We start from the raw sequence: 14,938 nt of genomic DNA on the forward strand, positions 1-14,938 counted from the left end.
GCCCGCGCCTACGAAATGTCCGAACCCGAAACGGGTTCGCCAGCCCGAATGGGCGCCGGCCGGCCAGGCCGCGCCCGCGCAGGCCCAGCGCCGCAGGTGCGGCAAGGCCCGTAAGTGATAACCCCCCGAACCCGGTCACGGGTTCGCCAGCCCGAACGGGCGCCGGCCGGTCAGGCCGCCCCCGCGGAGGGCCAGCACCGAAGGTGCGGTGCGGCCCGTGAGCGAGAAGAGGACCGAACAATGTACGAAACCAACTACCATCGCGCGTCCAGCCTTAGCGACGCCGCTTCGCAGATCGCCGGCAACGAGGACGCCAAGCTGCTGGCCGGCGGCCAGACGCTGATCCCGACCATGAAGCAGCGCCTGGCGGCGCCCTCGGACGTCATCGACATCCGCAATCTCGACGAGCTGAAGGGGATCGACGTCTCCGGCGGGACCGTCACCATCGGCGCCGCCGTCTGCCATGCGGACGTCGCCAATTCCGACGCCGTCAAGGGCGCCATCCCGGCGCTGGCCGCTCTTGCCGGCAAGATCGGCGACCCGCATGTCCGCCATATGGGGACCATCGGAGGCTCCATCGCCAACAACGACCCGGCGGCCGACTATCCCGCCGCCGTCCTCGGCCTGGACGCCACCGTCGTCACCAACAAGCGCGAAATCGCCGCCGCCGACTACTTCAAGGGCCTCTTCGAAACGGCTTTGGATGAGGACGAGATCATCGTCAAGGTCGTCTTCCAGGTGCCGGAAAAGGCGGGCTACGCCAAGTTCCCGAACCCGGCCTCGCGCTATGCCATGTGCGGCGTGATGGCGGCGAAGATGAAGGACGGCCAGGTCCGCGTTGCCGTCACCGGCGCCGGCAATGAGGGCGTGTTCCGCCATGCCGGCATGGAAGACGCGTTGTCGTCCAACTGGTCGTCTGACGCGGTATCTGGCGCATCGGTATCGCCGGACGACATGCTCTCCGACCTCCACGGCTCGGCGGACTACCGCGCCAACCTGGTGGTCGTCATGGCCAAGCGGGCGATTGAGGCCGCGGGCTGATCCCGGCCATCACGACGTCGGTCGAAAACAAAGGCGGGTCGTTGCGGCCCGCCTTTTCTCTTGTCCGATCCCGAAAAAAACACGGCCCTCAGCAGCAGTTCAGCTCCAGATGGTCGAGCAGTTCCAGCGCGTCCGCGTCGTCGCATTCCTCAAAGAAGCTGCGCAGCGTGTTGACGTGGGCGCCGACGAAGAACAGGTGGTCCTGGCCCATGCGGGCGTTCTGGGCGAGCTTGTCTGTGAAATAGGCTTCCCACCTGGAGCCGGTGCCGCGCCCGCTCAGCTCCTTCAGCCGGGCGATCAGCCGGTCGGCGTCGCCATCGCAGTCGAGCCCCTTGAAGGTGACGTAGCGATCGATTTCGGGTTTTTCGGACAAACCTTCCCTCCTTCAGAAAGCGACGTTCCGAGCGGCGAGCTATAGCAACTCCCGTTCGGGCGATCTGTCAGCCATCTGACAGTTCGGCGATATCGCGCAAGCCCGCCGGGTCCGCGATCGCCAGATGGCGCCGGTCCGGACGGGCGATAAGGCCGGTCCGGACCATGCGGTTGAGGAGGGTCGAGAGCGTCTGCCGCGACGTGCCGCAGAGGCTGGCGAGCGTCTCGGTACTTTCCGGCAGGTGGACGACGTCCGTTCCCTGGCGCCCGGCCTCAGTGATGAGGAGCCGCGCGAGGCGGGCCTCGACCCGCCGGAACGCCAGGTCCTCGATCAGCGTGATCGCGCCGCTGAGCACCTGGCCGATCTCGCCGAGGGCGGCGATCGCCAGCTCCGGGCGCTCCGCAATGAGCGCGCGCAGCTCCGACAGCGGCCAGCTCCGCGTTTCCGCCGCCTCCAGCGCCTCCACCCAGGCCCTCGTATGGGTGACATAGATGCCGCCGGGTCCCAGAAGGGCGAGCGTCAATGCCCGGCTTTCGCCGGCAAGCCAGATCCGCGCCCGGCCGGAGGTCAAGACGAAGAGGCGGTTGTCGTCCGCCTCCGGCTGCGAAATCATCTCGCCGGCGGCGAAGTTCTGGCGACGGCCTTCGTCGAGCTGGCCGAGCCAGTCGGGCAGGCCGGGCGCCGGAGGATTGCTGCGGGACATCGAAAAGGCCCGGTCCGTCGATCAGACGTGCTGGCCGCCATTGATGTGGATTTCCGCGCCCGTGACGTAGGAGCTCGGCTCGGTGCACAGGAAAAAGATCGTGTCGGCGACCTCCTCCGGCGTGCCGAGCCGGCGAAGCGGGATGCCCTCGATGAGGCCCTCCGTTCCCGGCGACAGGATCGAGGTGTCGATCTCGCCCGGCGCGATGGCGTTGACGCGGATGCCGTGCGGGCCGAAGTCGGCGGCCATCTCGCGCGTCAGCGAGGCGAGCGCCGCCTTGGAGGTGGCATAGGCGGTGCCGGCGAAGGGATGGACCCGGCCGCCGGCGATGGAGGTGACGTTGACGATGGAGCCGCGGGCCGCCTTCAACTCGTTGAAGAGGCCGCGCGCCAGCATGATCGGCGCGAAGAAATTGACCTGGAACACCTGGCGCCAGACATGCATCGGCGTCGTCACGGAATCGAACCGCTCGCCGTGCTCGCCCTTCGGGCTGATGCCGGCATTGTTGACCAGCGCATCGAGCCGGTCGCCGCTCGCCTCCAGCCGGTCGCGCATCTCGGCAACGGCCATGCCGAGATTGTCGGGATCGGACAGGTCGACCTGGAGGTGGTCCTCCGGTCCCGACGGCCACGGGCATTTGTCCGAAAAGGCCTGCCGCGAGCAGGTAATGACGCGCCAGCCGGCGGCGGAGAACCGCTTCACGGTGGCGTGGCCGATGCCGCGGCTTGCGCCGGTCAGGACCAGGGTCTTGCGTTGGCTGTTCTCAGGCACATTCATGTCTTTCGCTGGGCGGCTTGCCGCAAAGGGGGAAAAGTCTCCCATGAAGGTAGGAGTTTGACCGCCGGTTACCACTCCCTGTCAATGACCATCGTCAGGGCGAGGAGAGCGATACGACGTGGTTGCCGGCGGCTTCCGCATCCGCCGGGTCGTGGGTGACCAGCAGCACCGGCAGCTCGCGCTCGCGCGCCTTGGCAAAGACCAGATCGCGGATTTGCGCGCGAAGGGTGGCGTCGAGCTTGGAGAAGGGCTCGTCGAGGAGGAGGGCGTGCGGCTCGGAGAGCAGCACCCGCATCAGCGCGACCCGCGCCCGCTGGCCGCCGGAAAGGGTCGCCGGATCGCGCTCGCCATGGGCTTCCAGCCCGATCTCGATAAGCGCGTCCTCCACGCGCTGTCGCCGCGCCGCGCGCCCGCGCACCCGTTCCGGCAGGGCAAAGGCGAGATTGCCGGCAACGGAGAGGTGGGGAAAGAGGAGGTCGTCCTGGAACAGGATGCCCACATGGCGCCGGTGCGCCGCAAGACGGGTGATGTCCGTGCCGTTGAGGAGCACGGTGCCCTCGGCCGTGAAGGCCGGTTCCAGAAAACCGCCGACATAGGCGAGCAGCGTCGACTTGCCGGAACCGGAAGGTCCCATGACGGTGGCGACCCGTCCGGGCGCGACGCCAAGTGACAGATCGACGAGGATGCGCCCCTTGAGGCTGATGCGGACGTTTTCAAGGACAAGGCCCGAGGCGCTCCGTTCGGTCATGCGGCAAGCCCCCGGCGCCGGGAAAACAACAGGAGCGGCACCAGCGTCGCGACGGCAAAGCCGAGGAACGGCAGCACCATCTGCAACAGCGCATAGACGCCGATCACCCTCCGGTCGCCGCCGGCGGCGAGCGCCACGGCCTCCGTCGTCACGGTCGGCCAGCGTCCCGCGCCGATGAGGAGCGTCGGCAGGTACTGCCCAACGCTGACGGCAAAGCCGACGGCCGCCGCCGTCAGCACGGCGGGGATCAGCATCGGCAGGCGCACGCGCCAGAAGATGCCGGTCGGCGAACTGCCGAGCCCCTTTGCGACCGTGGCATAGCGCTCGTCGAAGGCGCGCCAGGGATCGGCCAGCGACAGGAACACATAGGGCATGACGAAGACGAGGTGGGAGAGGACGAGCGCGGCGCCGGTGGCGTCCAGCCCGGCGGCGATGAACAGCACCTGCAGGCCGAACAGAAACGCGATCTGCGGCACGATCAGCGGCAGGTAGAGGAGCGTCAAGGCCCGGCTGCCGGCCACCCGGCCGCGTCGCTTTTCGTTTTCCAGCGCGCCGAGGGAAAGAGCGAGCGCAATGACCGTGGCGGCGATGCCGATGACGACGGTCGTCTCCAGCGGGCCGAAAATACCCGGCACCTGCCGCGCCCAGTTGGCGAGCGTAGTCGCACCGGGAAGCGCGTCCGGGAAACGCCAGTAGCCGGCAAAGGACCAGACGGCCAGCACGACAATGCCGAGGGCGACGGCGATGACCACCAGCACCATGACGCCGGCGCTGGCGGCGCGCAGCGGTCCGTCATTCGCATGCCGGCGGCCCGAGGCAAGGTGCGGGCCGGCAAGCCGTCCCAAAAATCTTTCGCCGGCAATCCATATCAGGAGGGCACAAGCGGTCGTCGCCAATTGAACGAGTGCTCCGGCAGAGGCCTGGAAGCGCATGGCAAGGTCGGGATCGTTCATCCAGGTGACAAGCCTGACGGCGAGTGGCGCCGGCGTCGTCGGCCCGAGGATGAGGGCGACGTCGACCACCGAGGAGGCAAAGGCGATGACGGCAAAGATCGGCAGCCGGATCTGCGGATAGAGCCGCGGCAGGACGGCGACGATCCAGCCGGCCGTGCGGCCATAGCCGAAGCTGGCCGTCACCTCCGTCAGCCGCCGCGCGTCGGTCTGCGGCAGGGCGGCGAGCGTCATCAGGAAGAGGAACGGGATCTCCTTGAGGGCGAGCCCGGCGACAATGGCAAGGCCGAGCGGATCGTTGACGATGAGGAGGTCGGGCGGGCGGGCAATGCCCGTCGCCCAGGGCGAGGCGAGCCGGACCAGCCAGCCGGACGGCGCGATCAGGAAGGCGAGACCGAAGGCGGCCGCCGCATGCGGCATGGCAAGGAGCGGCGACAGCATCTGGGTAAGGACGGTAAAGACCCGCGTCGCCTGCCAGCCGGCAACGAACAGGACGACGGCGAGAAAGGCAATCGCCGTCGAGGTCAGCCCGACGCCGAGGCTGAGCCCAATCGAGGTCCAGATGCCCGGCGCGGCAAACACCGCGCGGAACGGGTCGAGGGAAAACGCCGTGCCGCCGAGGGCGGGCAGGTAGCCGAAAGCCGGAAGAGCCGCCCCGGCGAGCCCGGCAGCGACAGGGCCGACGAGGACGAGGATCGCGAGAAAGGGGACGAGGCGGAGCATCAGGCCGCATACCTGAAAGAACGGCCGATTCCCTTGGCGGCCCTTGCCCCTGCCGTCCCGCCCCGTTGTTGTTGCCGCCTCACTGCGCGCCGTAGCGCTTCGTCCACGCCTCTTCCAGCCGCACCATCCAGGAGGGGTGCGGTTCGGGAAGGGCGGCACCGAGCTCCGCCGGCGACAGGGTTGCAACGCCGAGGTCGATGTCGTCGAACAGCGCCCGGTCGTCGGCGTCCAATCCCGCGACGTCGAGCACGGTGAAGTCGCCCCAGACCTCCGGCTTCTGCTTTTCGGCCTGCGCCTCCGGCGACATCAAGAAATCGGCGACGACCAGCGCCCCGGCCCTGGCGTTGGCGTTGAAGGGAATGGCGACGAAATGGGTGTTGCCGATGGTGCCGTCCTCGAACACGAAGGAGCGCACGGTGTCGGGCAGCTCGCTCCGGGCGATGGCGGAGCTTGCCTCGGATTGGGTGAAGGAAAAGGCGATATCGGTCTCGCCGTCGGCAATGAGCTGGCGCAGCGCCGAGGCGTTCTGCGGGAAGGCCCGCCCGGAGCGCCACATCACCGGGTGGAGTTCGTCGAGGAAGGCAAAGAGCGGCGCCGTCTCCGCGTCGAAATCGGCCTCCTCCACCGGCTTCTGCAGAACGACCGGGTCGTCGACCAGCCCGATGAGCGCCTGCTTCAGGAAGGTCGAGCCGGTGAAGTCCGGCGGCTGCGGATAGGTGAAGCGGCCGGGATTTTTCTTCGCCCATTCAAGCAGGGCCTCCGGCGAGCGCGGCGGCTCGGGAAGCCGTGCGCTATCGTAATAGAAGACGAGTTGCGCCATGCCCCAGGGCGCCTCCAGCCCCTCGGTCGGCACGGTGAAATCGTTGACGACGGTCGGCTTCCCCTCGACGTCGACGTCCTTGAAATTCGGCAGCCTGTCGGCCCAGCCGGGCGTCATCAAAAGGTTCTGCCGCTTCATGGCGGCGAAATTCTCGCCGTTGATCCAGATCAGGTCGACCGAGCCGCCCTCCGTCTTGCCGGCGGTCTTTTCGGCCAGCACCCGCGAGACGACGGCCGCCGCATCGTCGATCTTCACATGGACGAGGGTGACGCCGTACTCCTCCTTCACCCGGTTCCCGACCCAGGCGATGAAGTCGTTGATGCGCGCCTCGCCGGCCCAGGCGTTGAAATAGACGGTCTCGCCCCCGGCGTCCTCAAGGACGGACTGCCAGTCGCCCGGATCGGGCGCGTCGGCCGCCTGCACCACGCCGCCAAGGCCGGCGCCGACGAGACCCGCAAAGGCCGCCGTTAAAAAAAACCGTCTCGCCCGTCCCATGCCGTTCCTCCTGTTGACCGGACGCTTTTAGCTTCTGCGCGCTCACCGTCCAACCGTTCTTGCCGTCACGCTCCAACACGGATCGGTGAACCGGCCTGTCGCCACCGGATGCCCCACGCCTCCGGGAATCCACGCTGTTTTCTGCTGTCGGGCCGCGCTATGGTCGGTGCTGGATTTCTTGGATGCAACCCGCACGCGACAACAACGAGACCGGCGGGAGCAAGGATTAGGGAGGAAAAATCCATGGCAGATCAAGCACGCGATGTCGTTATTCTCTCCGGGGTGCGCACGGCGATCGGCACCTTCGGTGGCGCGCTGAAGGACACCCCGCCATCGGCGCTCGGCGCCGCCTGTGCCAGGGAAGCGATGTCGCGGGCCGACATCTCGCCGGACGCCATCGGCCATGTGGTCATCGGCAACATCATCCACACCGAGCCGCGGGACATGTACATCTCCCGCGTCGTCGCCGTGGAGGCGGGGGTTCCGGCAGAAGCGCCGGCGCTCACCGTCAACCGGCTCTGCGGCTCCGGCCTGCAGGCGATCGTCTCGGCCGCCCAGTCGATCATGCTCGGCGACGTCGACGCCGCGCTCGCCGGCGGCGCGGAGTCCATGAGCCGCGCGCCGCACGCCCAGCTCAACTCCCGCTCCGGCACCAAGATGGGCGATGCGCGGATGACCGACATGATGCTCGGTGCCCTCAACGACCCCTTCGGCCACGGCCATATGGGCATCACGGCCGAAAACGTCGCCGAGCGCTACGGCCTCGACCGCGCCGAACAGGACGCCTTCGCCGTCGAGAGCCACAAGCGGGCGACAGCGGCCATCAAGGAGGGCCGCTTCAAGGACCAGATCCTGCCGATCGAGGTGAAGGTACGCCGCGACACGGTGATGTTCGATACCGACGAGCATGTCCGCACCGAGGTCTCCGATGCCGACATGGCCAAGCTGAAGCCGGCCTTCAAGAAGGACGGCACGGTGACGCCGGGCAATGCGTCCGGCATCAATGACGGCGCCGCCGCCGTGGTGCTGATGGAGGCAGGAAAGGCCGAGCGCGAAGGCAAGAAGCCGCTCGCCCGCATCCTCGGCTACGCCCATGCCGGCGTCGACCCGGACTATATGGGCCTCGGCCCGATCCCGGCGGTCAGGAAGCTGATGGAGCGCACCGGCCTTTCGGTCGACGATTTCGACGTCATCGAATCCAACGAGGCATTCGCCGCCCAGGCCTGCGCGGTCGCAAAGGACCTCGGCTTTCCGGCGGAAAAGACCAACGTCAATGGCGGCGCCATCGCGCTTGGCCACCCGATCGGTGCCACCGGCGCGATCCTCACCGTCAAGACGCTCTACGAGCTTGAGCGCTCCGGCGGCAAGATCGGCCTCATCACCATGTGCATCGGCGGCGGCCAGGGCATCGCCATGGCGATCGAGAAGCTCTGACGGGCCCGCTTACAAGAACCGGTCGATAAAGTCATATCGTGCGAGCGCCAGCCTGAGGCCCAAGAGCCTCAGGTTCGGCGTCTCGAAGCGCTTCAGCGGCGTGCGCATGATCTCCGGCACGGCGTCCTCCGCGCCGTCCTTGCCGGCGATGCGGTCGGCGATCGCCTGGCCGGCCCAGCCGGAAAAGGCAACGCCGTTGCCGTGATAGGCGAGCGCCGCGAACGCGCCCTCAACGCCCGGGATCGGGCCGGCGAAGGGCACGAAATTGCGGGCAAGGCAGATGAAGCCCTGCCAGCAATACTCCGTCTCGACCGCTTTCCAGGCCGGAAACAGCTTCTCGAAGCGGCGCCGCAGCCCGGCTTCCAGGCCCGGCCTTGCCTCCGGCGAGGCATCGAGCGCGCCGCGCCCGCCGAACAGGAACCGCCCGTCCGGCAACCTCCGGAAATAGTGCAGGATGATCCGGGTATCGAACGACATGCGGTCGGTGGTCCAGCCCTGCGCGGCCCATTCCGATGCGGTGAGCGGGCGGGTGACCAGGATGTTCGACATCACGGGCAGGGTGCGGCCGTACATCCACTCCGGCAGCGCCTCGCTGGAATATCCGTTGGTGGCGACCAGCACGTAGCGCGCGCTGACCGTGCCGGTGTCGCAGGAGAGGAGGTGCCGGCCGCCGTCCATCTTCCAGTCGCGCACGGCGCTGAAGCTGTGCACCCTGGCGCCGGCATCGATCGCCGCCTCGGCCCGCATCCGCGCATAGGCGAGCGGGTTCAGCGGAAAGCCGTAGGGCTCCAGCGCGCCGCCGTAAAAGCCGGGGCCGGCAAAGCCCATGTCGACCAGCTCCTCGCGCGAATAGAGCGGCGTCTCAAGGCCGAGGAGGTCCTTGATGAGCTCCGCCTCATGCCGCAGCTCCGCCATCCGGTTCGGCTTGTGGGCAAGCACCATCTCGCCCGACGGCGCAAAGCCGTCGACGCAGTCGCGCGCCTTGAGGAACGCTCGCGCCTGGTCGATGGCCTCAAGCTGGACCTGGTAGAACCGGCTTGCCGCGTCCTTCCCGAAGCGGCGGATGAGGTCCTCGGTGGAAAACGACGACCCGCCGAGGCAGCAGAAGCCGCCATTCCTGCCCGAGGCGCCCCAGCCGGGCGTCCCGGCCTCCAGCACGCGCACGTCCATGCCATGGGTCCCGGCAAGCGCCTCTGCCGCCGCAAGGCCGGTATAGCCGGCGCCGATCACCGCCACGTCGCACTGCGCGGCGCCGGAAAGCGGCGGCGTCTCGCGCCGCAGCGGTCCGGTGATGGCCTCCCAGTAGGACCGAACGGGCTGCGCACCGTCATGGGCGGCCGGATGATAAAGGTATCTGGCGGACATGGATAACTCCGGAGTGGTCAGGCGGGGAGAGTGCGGCGGCTCCCCGTCGGCGGCAAGCGGCACGGGGTGGAATCCGGGAATACGCGTACATCCGCCGCAGGCGACATTCGAGGCTCGGTGCCCGGGCCGGGACCGGGCCGCTTGCGACGCCGGGGCCTCCTCCCTATGTGAACTGCGTTTCAGTTAGCAATGAAAAAAGCCATGCTCTCAGACGCTATCGATGCCTTTCGCGATGTCTTCACGCCGCCGTTCCGCGGCGTGCTCTGGAAATCCCTCGGCCTGACGCTCGCCCTCCTCGTCGTGCTGTTCATCGGCGCGGAGGCCGCGCTCGGCTTTTTCGTCGACCTGTCGATCCCCTATGTGGAGACGATCATCGGCATCGTCGCCGGCCTCGGCCTGGTCGTCGGCCTCAGCTTCCTGATCGCGCCGGTTGCCTCGATCTTTGCCGGTCTGTTCCTCGACGAGGTTGCCGAGGTAGTGGAGGAAACCCGGTTCCCGGGCGATCCGCCGGGGCGGGCGATGCCGATCCTGCAAGGCGTCTGGATGGCGCTGAAGTTCACCGGCGTCGTCATCGCGGTGAACCTTCTGGTGCTCCTCCTGCTGCTGCTGCCGGGCATCAACATCGTCGCCTTCTTCATCGCCAACGGCTACCTCCTGGGGCGGGAATATTTCGAGTTTGCCGCAAGGCGGTTCCGCTCCGAGGCCGAGACGAAAAGGCTGCGCAAGGACAATACCGGCCAGATCTTCGTGGCCGGCCTGATCATTGCCGCGCTGATGGCGGTGCCGATCCTCAACCTCGTCACGCCGCTGTTTGCCGCCGCCTTCATGGTCCGGCTGCACAAGCGCATGCCGGCGCCGGCGCTCGCCTCCGATCGCGTGCGGATGATGCCGTAGCGCGGCAGGTCGTCGAAAATCCCGAAAAAAGAGGCCGGGCGGCAGAACCGCCCGGCCTTGTTCGTTTCGGACACTGCGCCGGAGAGGGTCCGGCGTCTAGCGAAGGGCCTTACTGCTGGCCGCCGCCATTGTCGTCCTGGAACTGGTCGTCCTGGAAATCCTCGCCCTGATCGTCGGCGAAGCCTTCGTCGGACTCGGCCGAACCGGCCTCGTCGTCGGCGGAGCCTTGCGCGATCAGGTTGGAGATGTTGCGCACGGTAACGCGCCGGTTTTCGTGCGAGGGACCGTCCGTGTCGATCTTCAGGTACTGCTCGCCGTAGCCGGCCACCTCCAGATTGCTCTCGTCGATGCCGTATTCCTCGACAAGGGCGACCTTGACCGCAAGGGCGCGGTCTTCCGACAGGACGAGGTTGGACTCTTCGTCCCCGACGGCGTCGGTATGGCCTTCGATCAGGAACAGCGCGCCCGGATCGTTCTTCACCACCCGCTGGATGCCGCCCGCGATGTTGTCGAGCTTGCCCAGTTCCGTAGGCGTGATTTCCGATTCGCCGCTGGCGAAGTTGATGGTGTCGACGTCGACGGCGCGCACATAGTGACGGACCTCAGGGTCCTCGACGATCTCGTCGAGGGTGTAGCGCCGCGGCGGTTCCACCACCGGCGGGGCCGACAGGGCGTCATAGATCACCGCGGCCGACGCTGCGGAGGCGCCGATCACGAATGCTGCGGCGGCAATGTCTGCGCCGCGCGGCGGCAGGTAGTAGACGCTGCGACCACGACGGAACCGGTTGCGGTAGCGCCGGTCGACCACATAGACCCGGCGGCTGCGATAGAACCGCGGGCGTCCGCGACGGCCTTCGAAACGACGACGACGCAACTCCACGCCGCGGCGACGGCCCGGACGTCGGTCGACCCGGCGGCGGAAACGACGATCACGATTGTCGGCGCGCCGTTGCTGGGTCTGCCGCTCCTGGCGCCGCTGTTTGGCCTGGCGATCCTGACGCCGTTGCTGGGTCTGCCGCTCCTGGCGCCGCTGTTTGGCCTGGCGCTCCTGGCGCCGCTGTTTGGCCTGGCGGTCCTGGCGCCGCTGCTGGGCTTGCCGCTCCTGGCGCCGCTGCTGGGCCTTACGCTGCTGGCGCTGTTGCTGGGCCTTACGCTGCTGGCGCTGTTGCTGGGCCTTGCGCTGCTTACGCTGTTGCTGGGCCTGCCGCTTCTGACGCTGTTGCTGCGCCTGCCGCTGCTGGCGCCTCTTTTGGGTCTGCTGCTGCTGGCGCCGCTGCTTCTGGGCCTGCTGACGCTGGCGCTGCCGCCGCGCCTTCTGGCGCTGCTGGTTCTGACGCGCCTTCTGGTCCCGGCGCTGCTGGTTGCGGCGGACCTTGTTCTGGTTCCGGCGCTGATTCTGGTTGGCGCGCTGCTTGCGGCGCTGCTGACGGTTGCTGCGCTTTTGATTGTGCTGTTGCGCAAGGATGATCGGCGCTTCCGCGACCGCGTTCAGGCCGGAGGCCTTCTGTGTCACCGCCGCGGATGCCGGACCGCAAGCAAGCGCCAGCGCTGCCACGATCAGGCCCCCCAGACTGGCAATTATCTTTGTCATTTCTGCGTTTCCGTTTTCAAGGAACATTTTCGAGGCCATACACATCACAGACGAGAGGTGAATGTCGCCTGAACGGCCCGTTCAACGATTGGGTTGAGCCTGCGATTTCGTCCGTTGCAGGCCATGGCGGGTTCAGAATCGCTTTCATGGACCCCGCTCAATTTCGATTATTCGAAACGGTTGGCAGGGCCTTTTGTTCCTGCGGAGTTCGGCCAGGTGGCGGTAACGGCGGCGCGCCGCCGCGCCGTTCCGCGTCGCCCGCACCCTCCCTTCGTCTGCTTTGACTGCGCTGCACAAGGGCGCTAGAAACTAACTGGAACCGGAGTCGCCGTTTTTCTTCAGGCGATTACATTAGAATATTCTGATATTCGCCCCAACGGAATGAGGACCATGTCCGACACCGAACTGAAGGCCGCCCGGCCGCTCTCTCCCCACCTTCAGATCTACCGGCCGCTGCTGACGATGATGATGTCGATCCTGCATCGCATCACGGGTACGGCGCTCTATTTCGGCACCGTGCTGCTGGCCTGGTGGCTGATCGCGGCGGCCGCGGGCCCCGACTATTTCGCCTTCGTCGACGGCCTTGCCGGATCGTTCCTCGGGCGCCTGGTCCTGTTCGGCTATACCTGGGCCCTGATGCTCCACCTGCTCGGCGGCATCCGCCATTTTATCTGGGACTTCGGCCGCGGACTGGAGCACCCCGGGCGCGAGATCCTCGCCCAGGCCTCGCTCTACGGCTCGTTCGTTTTGACGCTCGCGATCTGGGTGATCGCCTACATCGTACGCTAGGGGGAGACGGACCATGACAATGCGAACCCCGCTCGGCCGCGCCCGCGGCTCCGGCTCCGCCAGGGAAGGAACCGGGCATTTCTGGATCGTGCGCCTGACATCGGTGGCGCTGGTGCCGCTGACGGTCGCCTTCCTCGTCATCCTCATCGTCACCTCCGGCACCGGCTACGAGAACGTCCACGCGACGCTCGCCTCGCCGTTTGCGGCGATCCTGATGCTGTTCTTCGTGCTCACCGGCCTCTACCACATGGTGCTCGGCATGCAGGTGATCATCGAGGACTACGTCCATTCCGAGGGCCTGAAGGTGCTGGCGCTGATGAGCAATGTGTTCTTTGCCGTGCTCGTCGGCATCGCCTGCGTCTTCGCCATCCTGAAAATCAGTTTCGGAGCCTGACCCCATGGCCGACAGCAAGGGCAACGGCGCTTCGGCGCCCGGCGTCAACGGACGCGCCTACACCTTCGAGGACCACACCTTCGACGTCGTCGTCGTCGGTGCCGGCGGCGCCGGCCTGCGCGCCACCGTCGGCTGCGCCGAAGCCGGCCTCAAGACCGCCTGCATCAGCAAGGTGTTCCCGACCCGCTCGCACACCGTCGCCGCCCAGGGCGGCATCGCCGCCTCGCTCCAGAACATGGGCCCGGACGACTGGCGCTGGCACATGTACGACACCGTCAAGGGCTCCGACTGGCTCGGCGACCAGGACGCCATCGAATATATGTGCCGCGAGGCGCCGGCCGCGGTCTACGAGCTCGACCACTACGGCGTGCCCTTCTCGCGCACCGAATCGGGCCGCATCTACCAGCGCCCGTTCGGCGGCCATATGCAGAATTTCGGCAAGGGCCCCCCGGTGCAGCGCACCTGCGCCGCTGCCGACCGCACCGGCCACGCCATCCTGCACACCCTCTACGGCCAGTCCCTGAAGAACTCCGCCGAGTTCTTCATCGAGTTTTTTGCGATCGACCTGATCATGGAGGACGGCGCCTGCCGCGGCCTCGTCGCCATCAATCTCGACGACGGCACCCTGCACCGCTTCCGCGCCCACAAGGTCATCCTGGCGACCGGCGGCTACGGCCGCGCCTATTTCTCCTGCACCAGCGCCCACACCTGCACCGGCGACGGCAACGCCATGGTGCTGCGCGCCGGCCTGCCGCTGCAGGACATGGAGTTCGTCCAGTTCCACCCGACCGGCATCTATGGCGCCGGTTGCCTGATCACCGAGGGCGTGCGCGGCGAGGGCGGCTATCTGGTCAACTCCGAGGGCGAGCGCTTCATGGAACGCTACGCGCCGAGCGCCAAGGACCTCGCTTCGCGCGACGTCGTCTCGCGCTCCATGACCATCGAGATCCGCGAGGGCCGGGGCGTCGGCAAAGAATCCGACCACATCTTCCTGCACCTCGACCATCTCGACCAGGAGATCATCCACAAGCGCCTGCCGGGCATCGCGGAATCGGCGCGGATCTTCGCCGGTGTCGACGTCACCCGCGAGCCGATCCCGGTGCTGCCGACGGTCCACTACAACATGGGCGGCATCCCGACCAACCATTTCGGCGAGGTGGTCTGCCCGATCGATGGCGACGTCGATCACGTGGTCCCGGGCCTGATGGCCGTCGGCGAGGCGGCCTGCGCCTCCGTCCACGGCGCCAACCGGCTCGGCTCCAACTCGCTGATCGACCTCGTCGTCTTCGGCCGTGCCGCGGGCCTGCGCTGCGCCGAGACCATCGAGCCCGGCCAGAAGCACCGCGATCTGCCGGCCGATGCTGGCGACCTGGCGCTGTCGCGCCTCGATGCGGCCCGCTACGCCGATGGCGGCACGCCGACGGCCGAATTACGCATGAACATGCAAAAGACCATGCAGTCCAACTGCTCGGTGTTCAGGACCGGCGAGATCCTGGACGAGGGCTGCGGCCTGATCGCCGACGTCTGGTCGGCGGCCGCCGACATCAAGGTGACCGACCGCTCGCTGATCTGGAACTCCGATCTCATCGAGACCCTGGAGTTCAGCAACCTCATCGAGCAGGCCGTGGTGACCATGGAGTCCGCCGCCAACCGCAAGGAATCGCGCGGCGCCCACGCCCGCGAGGATTTCAAGGACCGCGACGACGAGAACTGGATGAAGCACACGCTGGTCTTTGCCGACACCGACAGCAAGAAGGTGACCATCGACTACCGGCCGGTGCACTCCTTCACCATGTCGAACGACATCGCCTATATCGAGCCCCAGGCGCGCGTCTATTAAG

The 14,938-nt window shown here is 67.3% G+C and carries 15 protein-coding genes; 7 read left to right on the plus strand and 8 right to left on the minus strand.

Features of this window, described 5'->3' with window-relative positions:
• Positions 1-240 precede the first annotated feature (240 nt).
• On the plus strand, positions 241-1,041 hold the full coding sequence (locus CH339_RS11080; protein ID WP_111434426.1) for an FAD binding domain-containing protein: 801 nt from the start codon (positions 241-243) through the stop codon (positions 1,039-1,041).
• A gap of 88 nt (positions 1,042-1,129) precedes the next feature.
• Here the strand turns inward: CH339_RS11080 and cowN are convergent, their stop codons facing one another.
• The 6 genes from cowN to CH339_RS11110 all read right to left on the minus strand — a co-directional run bounded on the left by cowN (position 1,130) and on the right by CH339_RS11110 (position 6,630).
• Positions 1,130-1,414: a N(2)-fixation sustaining protein CowN gene (gene cowN / locus CH339_RS11085; protein WP_201240949.1), complete on the minus strand. Its 285-nt coding sequence runs from the start codon at positions 1,412-1,414 to the stop codon at positions 1,130-1,132.
• Positions 1,415-1,481: 67 nt separating this feature from the next.
• Positions 1,482-2,117 carry a Crp/Fnr family transcriptional regulator gene (locus CH339_RS11090; RefSeq protein WP_111434427.1) on the minus strand — a complete coding sequence of 212 codons (636 nt, stop codon included), beginning with the start codon at positions 2,115-2,117 and terminating at the stop codon, positions 1,482-1,484.
• A 21-nt stretch (positions 2,118-2,138) separates the two neighbouring features.
• Positions 2,139-2,894: an SDR family NAD(P)-dependent oxidoreductase gene (locus CH339_RS11095; protein ID WP_111434428.1), complete on the minus strand. Its 756-nt coding sequence runs from the start codon at positions 2,892-2,894 to the stop codon at positions 2,139-2,141.
• 94 nt (positions 2,895-2,988) lie between these two features.
• Entirely contained in the window at positions 2,989-3,642 is a 654-nt protein-coding gene (locus CH339_RS11100) for an ATP-binding cassette domain-containing protein (protein WP_111434429.1), read from the minus strand.
• A complete protein-coding gene (locus CH339_RS11105; RefSeq protein ID WP_111434430.1) occupies positions 3,639-5,315 on the minus strand; it encodes an ABC transporter permease in 1,677 nt (558 codons plus the stop codon). The genes CH339_RS11100 and CH339_RS11105 overlap by 4 nt, the downstream gene beginning before the upstream one ends.
• A gap of 79 nt (positions 5,316-5,394) precedes the next feature.
• Entirely contained in the window at positions 5,395-6,630 is a 1,236-nt protein-coding gene (locus tag CH339_RS11110) for an ABC transporter substrate-binding protein (protein ID WP_111434431.1), read from the minus strand.
• Between the two features lie 243 nt (positions 6,631-6,873).
• Between CH339_RS11110 and CH339_RS11115 the strand changes: the two genes are divergently transcribed.
• Positions 6,874-8,064, plus strand: coding sequence for an acetyl-CoA C-acyltransferase family protein (locus CH339_RS11115; RefSeq protein WP_111434432.1), 1,191 nt, complete (start codon positions 6,874-6,876; stop codon positions 8,062-8,064).
• 9 nt (positions 8,065-8,073) lie between these two features.
• Here the strand turns inward: CH339_RS11115 and CH339_RS11120 are convergent, their stop codons facing one another.
• Positions 8,074-9,429, minus strand: coding sequence for an NAD(P)/FAD-dependent oxidoreductase (locus CH339_RS11120; protein WP_111434433.1), 1,356 nt, complete (start codon positions 9,427-9,429; stop codon positions 8,074-8,076).
• A gap of 201 nt (positions 9,430-9,630) precedes the next feature.
• On the opposite strand from CH339_RS11120, the gene CH339_RS11125 reads away from it, so the two are divergent.
• The gene (locus tag CH339_RS11125) at positions 9,631-10,323 is read left to right on the plus strand and encodes a sulfate transporter family protein (protein WP_111434477.1); all 693 of its coding nucleotides are present in this window, start codon (positions 9,631-9,633) and stop codon (positions 10,321-10,323) included.
• A 109-nt stretch (positions 10,324-10,432) separates the two neighbouring features.
• Here the strand turns inward: CH339_RS11125 and CH339_RS11130 are convergent, their stop codons facing one another.
• Positions 10,433-11,197: an OmpA family protein gene (locus tag CH339_RS11130; protein ID WP_170138492.1), complete on the minus strand. Its 765-nt coding sequence runs from the start codon at positions 11,195-11,197 to the stop codon at positions 10,433-10,435.
• Between the two features lie 75 nt (positions 11,198-11,272).
• Between CH339_RS11130 and CH339_RS11135 the strand changes: the two genes are divergently transcribed.
• From CH339_RS11135 to sdhA, 4 genes are all read left to right on the plus strand, one after another.
• Entirely contained in the window at positions 11,273-11,986 is a 714-nt protein-coding gene (locus CH339_RS11135; protein WP_111434435.1) for a hypothetical protein, read from the plus strand.
• Positions 11,987-12,304: 318 nt separating this feature from the next.
• Entirely contained in the window at positions 12,305-12,703 is a 399-nt protein-coding gene (sdhC, locus tag CH339_RS11140) for a succinate dehydrogenase, cytochrome b556 subunit (RefSeq protein ID WP_111434478.1), read from the plus strand.
• Positions 12,704-12,716: 13 nt separating this feature from the next.
• Positions 12,717-13,097, plus strand: a complete 381-nt coding sequence (gene sdhD / locus CH339_RS11145; RefSeq protein ID WP_244669048.1) for a succinate dehydrogenase, hydrophobic membrane anchor protein — start codon at positions 12,717-12,719, stop codon at positions 13,095-13,097.
• Positions 13,098-13,101: 4 nt separating this feature from the next.
• A complete protein-coding gene (sdhA, locus tag CH339_RS11150) occupies positions 13,102-14,937 on the plus strand; it encodes a succinate dehydrogenase flavoprotein subunit (RefSeq protein ID WP_111434437.1) in 1,836 nt (611 codons plus the stop codon).
• Position 14,938: the final 1 nt, after the last annotated feature.

The organism is Rhodobium orientis (assembly GCF_003258835.1).
In the GTDB taxonomy this organism is placed as follows: Bacteria; Pseudomonadota; Alphaproteobacteria; order Rhizobiales; family Rhodobiaceae; genus Rhodobium; species Rhodobium orientis.

Coding starts and splice junctions, on each gene's coding strand:
- CH339_RS11080 (WP_111434426.1), top strand. CDS start 241: ATGTACGAAACCAACTACCATCGCGCGTCCAGCCTTAGCGACGCCGCT.
- sdhD (WP_244669048.1), top strand. CDS start 12,717: ATGACAATGCGAACCCCGCTCGGCCGCGCCCGCGGCTCCGGCTCCGCC.
- CH339_RS11120 (WP_111434433.1), bottom strand. CDS start 9,429: ATGTCCGCCAGATACCTTTATCATCCGGCCGCCCATGACGGTGCGCAG.
- CH339_RS11100 (WP_111434429.1), bottom strand. CDS start 3,642: ATGACCGAACGGAGCGCCTCGGGCCTTGTCCTTGAAAACGTCCGCATC.
- CH339_RS11105 (WP_111434430.1), bottom strand. CDS start 5,315: ATGCTCCGCCTCGTCCCCTTTCTCGCGATCCTCGTCCTCGTCGGCCCT.
- CH339_RS11090 (WP_111434427.1), bottom strand. CDS start 2,117: ATGTCCCGCAGCAATCCTCCGGCGCCCGGCCTGCCCGACTGGCTCGGC.
- sdhC (WP_111434478.1), top strand. CDS start 12,305: ATGTCCGACACCGAACTGAAGGCCGCCCGGCCGCTCTCTCCCCACCTT.
- sdhA (WP_111434437.1), top strand. CDS start 13,102: ATGGCCGACAGCAAGGGCAACGGCGCTTCGGCGCCCGGCGTCAACGGA.
- CH339_RS11110 (WP_111434431.1), bottom strand. CDS start 6,630: ATGGGACGGGCGAGACGGTTTTTTTTAACGGCGGCCTTTGCGGGTCTC.
- CH339_RS11095 (WP_111434428.1), bottom strand. CDS start 2,894: ATGAATGTGCCTGAGAACAGCCAACGCAAGACCCTGGTCCTGACCGGC.
- CH339_RS11115 (WP_111434432.1), top strand. CDS start 6,874: ATGGCAGATCAAGCACGCGATGTCGTTATTCTCTCCGGGGTGCGCACG.
- CH339_RS11125 (WP_111434477.1), top strand. CDS start 9,631: ATGCTCTCAGACGCTATCGATGCCTTTCGCGATGTCTTCACGCCGCCG.